Source organism: Bacteroidota bacterium, assembly GCA_039111535.1.
Lineage (GTDB): Bacteria > Bacteroidota > Rhodothermia > Rhodothermales > JAHQVL01 > JBCCIM01.
The window spans coordinates 23,332-35,997 of sequence record JBCCIM010000042.1; the positions used below are offsets into that span (position 1 = coordinate 23,332).

Consider the following 12,666-nt stretch of genomic DNA (forward strand, 5'->3'; position numbering starts at 1 on the left):
GTGTGAGGCAATTATCAATGTATTCAGGCCCACTCACCTTAGTGAGATTTGCTAACGTAGATTGTTGTTTTTTACAAAAAAAAGGGGCAAAATAGCACGCAGCAGGTTTTGCATACAAAGTGAGTCCCACCCTCTACACATGAAAACAGCCCGTAAGTACTGGATTATTGCTGCAATCACGGGTTGCCTATTGATTGGCAGCGGCCTGCTTGAATTGGTCATTCGACGAAGCACGGCACCCACCCCCTACCTCCTCAATAAAGCTGTTGCGTGTGCAGGATTGTTGATGATTTTGATGTCTTATGTATTCAGCGCTGCTTATCATTTCTGGAAGCCGTTGCGGAAAGGCCTTGCGCTGCGACGCCCCTTTGGCATTACGGGCTTCATCCTGGTGGTGGTGCATGTGGGTATGGCGCTTACCATAGCCGACCCGGCGCAACCAGCAAATGCAAAATTCCCTTTTCCAGACTACTTTCTGGATAACTGGTTTGCCATGGTGCCGGCTGCGATGGCACTTGTATACTTTTCTTATGCGTGCTATTTATCCATAAACCCCGAACAACATTGTACAACAGCGGCAACTACAGCAAAGTGGCGGCGGCGGTTGCGTTATGGTTATCTGGCAACCCTCGCTGCGTTGCTACATGCGGGTTTGCTAAAATATGAAGGCTGGTTAACTTGGTTTGCAACCAATGAACCAGCGCTCCCTCCGCTAAGCCTGATTGTTATCAGCTGTTGCCTTGTACTTGTTGTACTGAAGAGCTTACAGCTCATCCAAATGCGCCGGCTTTTTTAATTCTTGTCTGAAAAGCCTGAAATTGCGCTTTTGGTTACTTAGGTTATATGACTCCACACAACACGCCAGCGTTATGAAGTCGACACCCCGCCCGCTATTGCTTTGCCTGTTTTTTGCAGGATGTATTTGTATGGTTTTATCGAGTTGCCAACCAGCAGGAACGGCGTTCCGCACGGGCTGGCCGACAGACTTGAACAGAACGTGGGTAGGTCCGGAATACTGGGCAAACCGGCTGCAAGACTGGCACATTGCTGATGGTCGCCTGGAAACTACAGTACAAGCGAAAGGCAAACCCATGCGGACCCTGCACTTGCTTACGCGTCGCCTTGGCGCCCACGATGGCAGCTTGAATATGCAGGTCGAAGCCGGCTGGATTGACGCTCAGCACGCGCCAAGCGAAAACGAACTTGGGTTTCTGATTGGCGCTGGCAGCACACTCGATTACAGAGCAGCTGCGCTTATACATCACAGCAGTGGACCAGGCGCAGGGATTTTTGTAGGCACCAACCAGCAAGGCACCCTGTTTATACGAAATTTGAGTAACGATGCAGAAGAGCTCGCCCGCAGCGAACAAGTAAACCTAGAAACCCCCCTTGAGGAAGTTCGCCTTGCGCTCGACATGACCGTGGAGAATGCCGGCCATACGCTTACGCTATCTCTATACACTGCAATTGATGGCCCTGCGCTAACATCGGTAAGTTACAGATTCCCTGAAGAAGCTGATCTTGCAGGCAACCTTGCCCTCGTATCAAGCCAGGACCAGACATGGTTCCGTGATTGGCGGGTAGATGGCACAAGGCTCGAAGTACATCCCGGCAGAACCGCTGGGCCGGTATTAAATACGCAATACACGCTGAGCAAAGATATCCTTAAAATGACCGCCCAAATGATGCCAGTCGGCGAAGAGGACGCTCAAACGGTAACGCTGGAGGTGAAGGACGAAGATGCCTGGCGCGAGGTAGCATCCACATCAATTATTACACCGGGATACACCGCGCCGTTCAGGGTAGAAAACTGGGAGCGTGGCGCCGACACCCCATACCGGGTTGTATATGACTATGCCAAGGCAGACGGCTCTATCACCACCTATTTATTCCATGGTACGGTTAAACAGGATCCGGTTGATCAGCCGGTTGTTTCCGTGGCCGGCTTTACGGGCAATCACAACACGGGCCGTGGTGTAGAGGGAGGAAATTTTAGATGGATTGACCGGGTTTGGTTTCCACACAACGACATCGTGAATAACATCAAACAGCAAGATGTCGACGTGCTGTTTTTCTCCGGCGACCAGGTCTACGAAGGTGCCAGCCCCACCTTTCCGGACAGAGAAAATGCACACCTCGATTATCTCTACAAGTGGTATTTGTGGGGATGGGCATTTCGAGATATTACAAAAGACAGGCCTACCATAACCATTCCGGACGACCATGACGTATATCAGGGTAACATCTGGGGTAATGGCGGACCTGCCGTTCCAGTAGACAACATGGGCGGCTACGTAATGCCGGCAGACTGGGTAAAGATGATCGAGCGCACCCAAACCAGTCACTTGCCCGACCCTTATGACCCGACGCCCATCAAACAAGGAATTGGTGTGTACTATACCAGTATGACGTATGGGCGCGTCGGTATTGCCATTTTGGAAGACAGGAAATTCAAATCAGGTTGTTATGGACTAGTGCCGGGGCACGAAGGCCGGCCGGATCACTTCTCGCAGGAAAACTTTACGCCGGCGATGGTAGACAAGCCGGGGCTGACCCTTTTGGGGGATCGACAACTGACATTCATTGATGATTGGGCTGCAGACTGGCGTGGCCAGGACATGAAGCTTGCCGTGTCACAAACTGTATTTGCCAACATGGCTACACATCATGGACCCAACTTGATGCGTTTGTATGCTGATTTGGACTCGAATGGCTGGCCCAAGCGCGGCCGTGATAGCGCACTACGTGCCTTGCGCCGTGGATTTGCCTTTATGCTGCAGGGAGACCAGCACCTGTCTACGATTGTACATCATGGCGTTGATGCGCACAACGATGCCGGCTATTCATTTTGTGTGCCTTCTATCGCCAATTTTTATCCGCGTGGCTGGCAACCAGAAGAAGCAGGGGAAAACAGGCCTGAGGGCGCTCCTGCGCATTACGGGCAACACCAGGATGCTTTTGGCAATTTTGTGACGGTGTATGGCGCAACCAACCCAACAGGCCTTACAGGCATTTCTACAGAGAAAGAGCCCCTGGCGTTGCATGACCGGATGCCGGGCTATGGCATCGTACGCTTCAATAAAACAGACCGCACGATCACCATGGAAAATTGGCCGCGGTACGCAAAGCCGATGAGTCAGTCTGAAGCGACGCAATATGAAGGCTGGCCGAAGACCATTGCGATGGAGGATAATTATGGCCGAGAAGCTGCCGGGTATCTACCAGCGTTGCGCGTATCAGGGCTTGCCAACCCTGTTGTTCAGGTTGTAGAAGAGGCAACAGGTGAGATTGTGTATACCCTTCGCATCCAGGGCGACAGCTTTCGCCCGAAGGTGTTTGCGCAGGGCCGGTACACGGTGCATGTGGGCAATCAGGATGCCGGCGAGATGCAGACTTTTTCAGGGGTTACCATTGCAGAAGATGAGGTGCTTGAGGTTATATTTTAACTGGAGGGTATGTCTATACTAAAAACCCGTCGGGTCTGGGAGACCCAACGGGTTTTCGTTCTATCGTAAATTCAGGCCGGCTACTTAACCAGCATCATCGTCTTGCTGAACGACTTACCAGCCGCCTCAAGCCGATAAACGTAAACCCCTGAAGCCAATCCGGAGCCATCAAAACTGGCACTATATCGACCCGCTGCCTGCTGGCCATCAACAAGCACTTTCACCATACGCCCTTGCGCATCGTAAACAGCCAGCTTTATGTGCCCGTCTACTGGCACGTCATACGAAATCGTAGCTACAGGATTAAAAGGATTCGGATAGCTGGACATATCGTATGCTTCCGGTGCCGGCAAATAGACTTCAGCAACCTCAGAATGACGGAAGTCGCCATTAAAGTCTACCTGCTTGATCCGGTATGCAGCACGGCTTGCACGAAGTCCGCGTGCCGCATCTTTAAAGGTGTAGGTGTGAGCGGTATCTGAAGTACCCTGCCCTTTCACAAATCCGATGTTCAGCCAGCCCGTCGCACCATCGCGATCCGTTACGCGGCGCTGCACCTCAAAACCAGCGTTGTTCACTTCGCTAGCCGTTGTCCAGACAAGCTGAACACTTCCGTTGTCAAACACCGCATCAAACTGCGTCATCTCAACCGGCAGTGTCACATCGTCAGGATTGTCCGTGATAAGCATGAGAATGTCATCATCTTCGAGTACCACGCCTGTAAACGAGGCAACACCAGCCGTAAAGCTGTTGGCTTGCTGCAAGATCCGGCTGCCATTTGTAGGATCTGTATCGGTATCTACAACCAACCAGAAATCTGTCGCAGCACTACCAGATACGGTCGCACCATTAAGGTCAAACTGCAACTCAAGGCTGCCCGAATTGCCTGTCTCTTTAACCAACCACTTCCGCCCCAGCAACTGTGCCGGACTGGAACCGAACATGACCGTGCTCTCGGTCAGGGCACCTGTATCGTGGCCCCAAAAAAGGAAGCTTTTATCAGACGCAAATGAGTTGCCATTTGACGGGTTGTCTGCAGCCAGACTACCGCGGCTCGCAGCCATTATGCCGCCAACAGACTGCTTCTGGTTTAACCCGGAAGCATCATCCCGACCGATACCGGCAACGTCATTGTGGTAAATGGCATTTGCTGTTGGATCCCATAACAGGGTCGCATCGGATGCCACATAGTTGTTATCCAACTGCAAACCATATTTAAGTGCAAGATAAGTGTCAATTTGTAGCTGCTCAGCATCAGATACTGCACCCGTAAACACAATCAGTTCTGCGATATCAGAATCGTTGTAATCAGAACTCGGCACGTTGTTGGCCAACTGAAAATCATTAATTGAGGGAAAGGTAAACGATGAAACAGAAGCATCGGTAGAAACCAAATTACCATCGCGGTAAATGGCTTGCTTCGGTGTCGCTGATTCATACTCGAAACCCCACAGGTATGGCGTTCCAACTGACTCACTCCACGCTGCACTCAATCGAAAATCGCCGCTCGTAGTACCTGCATCCCAGTAAATGGTCGAAAGTGTATTAAACGGTACGTGTGCACTTACCCTGTCGCTTTGACCCACTTCCTGCTCTATAAACAGCCAGCTATCTGAAAGGGTGTTATGCTGCGCTACCACAAAGATATTCACATTGCTATGCGCTGTGTTCTCAAAAACACTCGGTGTATTCAACCCTTCACTGTTAGATGCATCAAAGGCTACAATCGGATTGTAATTCAGATCGGATGCAGCAAATGCCGGCAAGTTTGAAACCCCATTGGCCGCAGCATCACGTGCATTTCCACTCTGATCTGCCCATACAGAAATGTCTCCCGCAGACTCCGTAACCCCGGCATCCGACTTCAACCACAGCGCTAGATTTGACGCTACACCACCTGGTGCCGGCATGTTAGCCCCAAACGTGAAGAAGTCACCATTCGAAAAGTTGATTGTCGCGCTCGATGTGCCATCGCCATTATCACTCAGCAATGTCTCATCAGGAGAAGTAAAACTAGCGTTGTCGTCAGAGATCAGGTATGTAGCTCCATATGCATTCGGAATTCTTACCTCGACGGTACCTACACCATTTACTTCCTTAACCTTCCATTCACGCGCCATACGACGATTGGTGCTGGTACCGGCAAAGGCTTCGGTCAGCAGCGTGCTTCCGTTGTCATCGGCCCATGCCAGGAACTGCAAATCGCTCGAAAACGTGTTGACATTGGACGCGTTATCTGCTGCATAGCTGCCCAGGGCGATAGTAACGAACGCGCCGGCTTCGCTACTCATGGTTTGCTTCTGGTTCAGTCCAGAAGCATCATCGCGGCCAATTGCGGCAATGTGAAAGTCGTATGTACCTCCCAGTGCACGAACTACGGTGCCATCTGAAGCAAAATAATCGTGCCCGAGTGTGATGCCATATTTTATTGCGAGATAGGATTCTACTTCGTGCATTTCCTGGGTCGTCATGACCTGTGAATGGACCACCACCTCATAAATCTCACCGTTAAAGACGCCGCCTACCCCATCGTCACCGAGGCCACCAATTTCGAACGTGTTGGAAGTTGTTGGATCTTGATCTGCTGTAAACTGCAACAACTGTGTACCATTCCCAAACACGTACGAACCACTCGCTGCATCTTCGTCAAACTGGACTGTACCGATGGTTGGCACATCTGTTGGGAAAAGACCCAGCGCTGTGTCAAATGTGGGTCCATATCCTACCTCACCGTCAGTACCTGAGTGATTGCGGATTAGACGATCTCCGGAGCCGTCAAATTCGCCCCAGACAGGGCCGGCAGCAGCAGCAGTTGTCCGGTAGACGGCAAAAATGGTTGCGTCAGGTGCTGTTCCTGCATTGATATCGAGTGCCGTATCCAGGTAATCATCTGTCCCATCAAAAAGCAAAGCCGGATTGAAGTTCAAGCCGTTTGCCACATACATGGGCTGCAAGGTACCGCTTGCCTGCGTGGCGTTGTTGGAATTTGTACTCTGGTCCGCCCAGGCGCTCACAGCGCCAACGGATTCAGTGACACCCGCGTCAGCTTTGAGCCAGAGATCAAGGTTTGTGGAGACGCCACCGGGTGCCGTCTGCGCATGGGCTCCGTAAGGAAGCGCTAAAAACAGAAATGCTAATGCAAGTACGTAAAGATGCCGTTTCATGGCCAGGATGATTGGTTAAAAGAAAATTCTAACAATCACCGTATCGGCCAATGGCCATGATTATTTAACGCTTGCTAAAATAAGTTACCCAGTACGATTGTCGATCACTTGGCCAGTATCATTTTCTTTACGTGCACTTCGGTGCCGGCACGCATCTGGTACAAGTAAATGCCTGCCGCAAGGCCACTTGCCTCAAAGTGAACTTCATGTTTGCCGGCCTGCATTTCTTCATCCACCAGCACCTTAACCGGCCGGCCCAGTACATCGAACACACGAATTGAAACATGCACAGGCTCAGGAATATCGTACCCTATGGTTGTTTGTGGATTAAACGGGTTGGGATAATTCTGGTACAGATCAAAACTTTCAGGAATCTCCTCAATAAGCAGTTCAGGACTTTCTTGCGTTTTGCCAAGACTGTTGGCCGCTGCATCAAAACGCAGTACACGGTTGTGTGCGCTATCAACAATCCATACCTGGTCGCTCGCAGTGTCGATAAATACATCATGGACGCTATTGAACGAGGCATTGTCTACGAGGCCGTGCGAAGACGTAAAATCGGTTTGCCCCAGTACAGCATCAGCGGCAGCGCCATCAGCTTTGGCTGCGGCATCTTCATACCAGAGCACACGGTCATTCCAGCGATCAGCAACCCAGATACCGCCCTGGTTGTCACCATCAATGCCGGCATCCGGCCAGTGGAGCGTATTGGCCGCCAGCGTACTGCCTCTATTGACGCGCCAGGACGTAAAATCAGCCTGCCCAAGGACACCATCCGCATCAGCGCCGTTGGCTTTACTTGCCGCAGTATCAAAGCGCAGGATACGGCTATTGCCCGCATCTGTAACCCATAGCCGGCCGCTATTGTCGACAAACACGCCGGCCGGGTACGCAAGCGAGTTGATGTCTGTCTGGTTCTGCCATTCCAGGATTCGGGTTGTAAAATTGGCCTGTCCAAGGACGCCGTCTGCACCAGCGCCATCAGCTTTGGATGTAGCGCTGTCGTAACGCAGTACCCGATGATTCAACCAGTCCACTGCCCACAGCCGGCCACCACTATCCATGTAGAGGTCTTTTGGCCAGCGCAAAGAATTTGCCGCTACGTCTTGCCGGCGATTTTCTTCGTTCGAGATAAAATCAGCCTGTCCAAGAACGCCATCTGCATTTGCTCCATCACTTGCGCTTTCAGCATTGTCAAACCGAAGGATCCGGTGATTTTCGGAATCAGCCACGAACAGCGCACCACTGCTTGTTACAAAAATTCCACTTGGCGTATACATCGTATTTGCAGCTACTGTACTCCCACGGTTAGCACTGTTTGACGTGAAATCCGCCTGTCCTAACACCGCCTCAGCGGCACTTCCATCCATTGCAGCATTCACCGAACCCCACCGCAGAACGCGATGATTCTGGGTATCTGCGACAAACACTTTCCCGGAAGGCCCCATTGCAAAATAGCCAGGATTATTCAGGGTAGATGCTGAAATCCCCCCATTATTTTTGATTGAAGAATCGTAGTCGGGCTGCCCTAAAACCCCGTCGGCGGCAACCCCATCGGTCACGGGTGGGCCGACTGGCGCAAGATCATAATCCGTCAACAAGATCAGATAATCGTTATCAGCAATATCAACGCTGGAAAACGTAACAACATCCGAAGCAAAGCTTGTAGCGGCTATAATCTGGCGTGTGCCGTTGGAGGGATCTGTATCCGTATCGAGGACAAGTTGGAAATCAGCTGCTACAGTACCGGATACGGTTATGCCTGTCAAATCAAAAGTCAGCGCTAGCGTAGCCCCTGTATCTCCTGTTTCTTCAGCAAACCATACACGGGCGAGCCGGTCTGCTGAGTAAGCACCAACGGTGACGGCGCTCTCAGTCAGGGCACCATTGTCATGTCCCACAATCAAAAAGACCGCATCGCTGCTAAAGCTGTTTGCGTTCGACGCGTTGTCAGCAGCCAGTGCTCCGAGTGCAACGGTCATGATGCCGGCAGCGGCTTGCTTTTGGTTAAGCGCAGATTCGTCTTCTCTCGCGATACCAATCACATCGTTTTGATAGGGGGCATTGGCAGTGACATCCCACAGCGTTGATGCATCAGACGCAAGGTAATTATGCCCCAACGTGATTCCATATTTGATGGCCAGGTACGTTTGAATCTGCTGTTGCTCCGTATCAGACAAAGCGCCATTAAATGCGATCATCTCCGCGATATCTGCATCTATGAACTCAATACCACGGTAACTGCCAATTTGGAAAGCGTTTGTGCCGGCAAAGGTAAATGTACTTACCGTTGCGTCGGAAACCAGGGAAGTCCCATCTTTATAAATAGTCTGCACTGGCCCCGACGCCTCATATTCGAAGGCCCAGAGATATGGTGTTGCCAGGGATTCAGTCCAGCCTGTACTCAATCGATTATCACCTGTATTGGCCCCAGCATCCCAAAAAATGGTCAAATTACTCTGCCAGGGTATGTGGGCACTGACGCGGTCGCTAGAGCCAGAACCTTCACCAAATAAAAAGCTGTTAGCTAATGAATTGACTGTAGCTACGGCAAACAGGTTGATATTGCTGTGTGTATCGTTGCCGAATACACTACGTGACTCCAGCGACTCAGAATTGCTGTTATCAAACGCGATTGCTGGATTGTAGTGTATATCGATTGAGGAAACAGACGGCAAATTCGCTACGCCGGTCACAGCAGCATCCCGGCCTGAACCACTCTGATCTGCCCAGGTGGTAACATCACCTGCTGCCTCAGTTACGCCCACATCAGCACGAAGCCAGAGTTCAATATCCGTAAATACACCACCCGGAGAAGCTCCAACACCAAACGTGAAGTATTGCCCATCTGTGAAGTCCAGCGTTGCACTGCGCGTGCCATCGCCATTGTCGGTCAAGGCCACCTCGGTTGGCGAAGTCAGGGCGCTGCTGCTGCTTACAATCAGGTGGGTGGCGTCGTACGTATCGGGAATTTCAATTTCTACCGTTCCGACCGTGCCGACCTCCTCAACTTTCCAGATCCGGGCCATGCGGGTGAATACATCGGTGCCACTAAAATCAGTAGCGAGGTTTGTACTACCATTGTCGTGGCCCCACATCAAGAAGGATAGATCTGCACTAAAGGCGTTTGCGTTGCTGGCATTGTCGGCCGCCACTGCGCCCAGCCCGATCGACACTATGGATCCGCTCTCACTCACAGATTGCCGCTGATCCAGCACAGCTTCATCATCGCGGCCAATACCCGCTACATCGTTGTGATACGCGGTCTGCGCCGTGTAATCCCAAATGGTTGAACCATCTGAAGCCAGATAATTGTGCCCCAGCGTTATGCCATACTTTAAGGCCAGATAGCTTTCTACTTGTTCGCGCGCCGTTGTACTCAGTAACGCTGAATAAGCGATGACCTCGTAAATCGTTCCGTCAAACTCGTGGTTGCTGCTCCCTACTGATCCAATTTGAAGCGATGCTGAGGTTTGTGGATCATGGTTCGCGGTAAATTGCTGCCCCAGCGTACCATCTACATAAACAGCACTACCACTGGCTGCGTCTTCATCAAAAACGACTGTACTAAAAACAGCCTGCTCTGCCACAAATAACCCGGTGATGGTCAATCCGGCGCTGCCTGTGCTGACAACATTATCATACGAAGCATTGTCCCAGATAAATCGGTCCCAGTTGGTGTCGTCCTCTCCCCAAACACCGCCGGCGTTGTCTACATCAGGTTTATATACTGCAAGTAAGGTCAAGTCTGAAATGGTGCCGGCACTGATATCCATACCCGTATCCAGTACATCATCAGACCCATCGAAAGCAATACCCGGATTATAGTTCAGGGCATTCGATTGATAGTCGGGTTGAAATGAAGTTGTCCCTTGTGTTGCGTCATTTCCGTTTACGCTTTGATCTGCCCAACTGCTCACGTCGTTGGAAGACTCCGTGACTCCAGTATCTGCATCCAACCAGAGAATCAAGCTGGTAGACACACCGCCCGGCCCGGTTGTGCTTGTACCAAAGGTGAAAAATTCGCCATCGGAAAAGTTAACAGTGGTACTCATCGTACCATCCCCGTTATCTGTTAGCAGCGTTTCAGTCGGGGTGGTGAGTGCGCTACTGCTGCTTACAATGAGATGGGTTGCGCCATATGTATCAGGAATCTGGATTTCGACATTCCCAACTGTGTTGGTTTCTTCTACCTTCCAGATTCGCGCCATGCGGACATTGGTGCTTGTCCCACTGTATGCCGTAGCGACGTCTGTGCTTGCGTTATCATGGCCCCAAACCATGTAAGTCACATCTCCAGAAAAGCTATTTGCGTTGGAAGCATTGTCACTTGCAAGGGCACCCAGGCCAATGGCTACAATTCCACTGCTCTGGCTGGCAGACTGTTTCTGATTCAGTTCAGAATCATCGTCGCGACCAATGCCGGCAACGTCGTTATGATACGATGCATTGCTGGTTGCATCCCATAGTGTTGTGGCATCGCTGGCGATATAGGTTATAGGTAGTGAAAGTCCGTATTTCAACCCAAGATAGGACTGTATTTTCTGCTCGTCATTGCCGTTTGCATGGTCGGCAGTATAGACGATCATCTCAGCCAGTGTTCCGTTGTATTGATTAAAACTATCCCCAGAGCCGCTGCCATGCGCCCCAAGTTTAAAATTGCCTGTAGGCGCAGAAGACCAATTTTGCGATTCTGTGATGGGGGTACCAGCGTCCACGCTGAACGTCATCGTCGTGGTCCCCAAATCGTAATGCGCGTTGGCCATATAGGTACCACTCGGCACTGTTTCTGTCACAGATGCATTGTCACCAAACGACGCAGTCATCGTTCTTATGTAGAATCGTCCGCCGGTCTCGCTCGCGAGCAGGTGGTTATCCCCATCTGAATCGTTTTCATCGAGTATGTAGTACGCATGGATATCGGATGGCGCAGTAATCGGAGTTGTCGCAAAATCCAGGCGGTCATCGTCACTTTCATCAAAGGTGAAGACGGGGTTATAGTTGAGCCCACCAATGCTGTGATCTGCCCGCAAGGACGAAGAGGATTGTGAGGTTACAAATCCGTTGTTTGATTGGTCAACCCAGCAGCCCAGTGCATCATTTGTATCCGAACCCGTTAGCGCGGTAGTACAGCCATTGTCGCTAAAGACGCCGGCATCTGCTTTGAACCACATATTTAGATTTGCTGCCACGCCGCCGGGGCCGACACTGCTTGATCCAAACGAAAAATAGTCACCATCAGAGAAGTTAACGGTAGTACTCATTGTACCATCCCCATTATCTGTAAGCGCAGTTTCCGTTGGTGAAGTCAGCGAACTGCTGCTGCTTACAATCAAGTGCGTAGCGCTATAAGAATCAGGAATCTGGATTTCCACGGTCCCTACTGTGCTTGTCTCCTCCACTTTCCAAATACGAGCCATCCGCATGTTGATGCTGCTACCACTGAAGGCAGTTGCCAGGCTGGTGGTTGCATTGTCATGGCCCCAAACCATAAAGGCAAGATCGCCCGAGAAGCTATTTGCGTTTGATGCATTGTCAGTCGCAATTGCACCAAGTCCAATCTCAACAATCCCGCCTCCCTGGCTGGTTGACTGTTTTTGATTTAGCCCTGAGGCATCATCCCGGCCGATGCCGGCGACGTCGTTGTGGTATGTCGAATTTGCTGTGGCATCCCAAAGAGACGTTTCGTCTGAAGCCAGGTAATTGTGACTGATATGAATCCCATACTTGAGGGCCAGATAGGTGTCCACCTGGTACCGCTCGGTCTGCGACAGGACTACGTTAAATACAATTTGCTCTGCAATATCACCTTCCCAAAAGTAATTGCCTGAAGCCGACTCGGTGGCTCCTGCCCCTACACGATATGGACTGCCCGACCCCGTTGCGGTATCAAAGGTTGCCGTTGTCGAACTGCCCGTCTGGGCACCATCAACATAAAGGTACTTTTCGGCATCGCAGGCGCCTGTCTGCCCGCTAACACTCACGAGCTCAAAGCTATTGAACGTCACGCTTCCTCCCGTAATCGCATTCCAGCTACTACTCGCGGCAGTCCAAAA

The 12,666-nt window shown here is 51.2% G+C and carries 4 protein-coding genes; 2 read left to right on the forward strand and 2 right to left on the reverse strand.

Annotation, left to right across the window (positions count from 1 at the left end; all coding sequences use genetic code 11):
* Positions 1–139 precede the first annotated feature (139 nt).
* Positions 140–796, forward strand: a complete 657-nt coding sequence (locus AAF564_08990; protein MEM8485674.1) for a hypothetical protein — start codon at positions 140–142, stop codon at positions 794–796.
* 73 nt (positions 797–869) lie between these two features.
* Positions 870–3,446, forward strand: a complete 2,577-nt coding sequence (locus AAF564_08995) for an alkaline phosphatase D family protein (protein MEM8485675.1) — start codon at positions 870–872, stop codon at positions 3,444–3,446.
* Positions 3,447–3,526: 80 nt separating this feature from the next.
* Here the strand turns inward: AAF564_08995 and AAF564_09000 are convergent, their stop codons facing one another.
* Positions 3,527–6,610 carry a T9SS type A sorting domain-containing protein gene (locus tag AAF564_09000; GenBank protein ID MEM8485676.1) on the reverse strand — a complete coding sequence of 1,028 codons (3,084 nt, stop codon included), beginning with the start codon at positions 6,608–6,610 and terminating at the stop codon, positions 3,527–3,529.
* Between the two features lie 104 nt (positions 6,611–6,714).
* Positions 6,715–12,618, reverse strand: coding sequence for a T9SS type A sorting domain-containing protein (locus AAF564_09005; protein ID MEM8485677.1), 5,904 nt, complete (start codon positions 12,616–12,618; stop codon positions 6,715–6,717).
* Between the last annotated feature and the right edge of the window lie 48 nt (positions 12,619–12,666).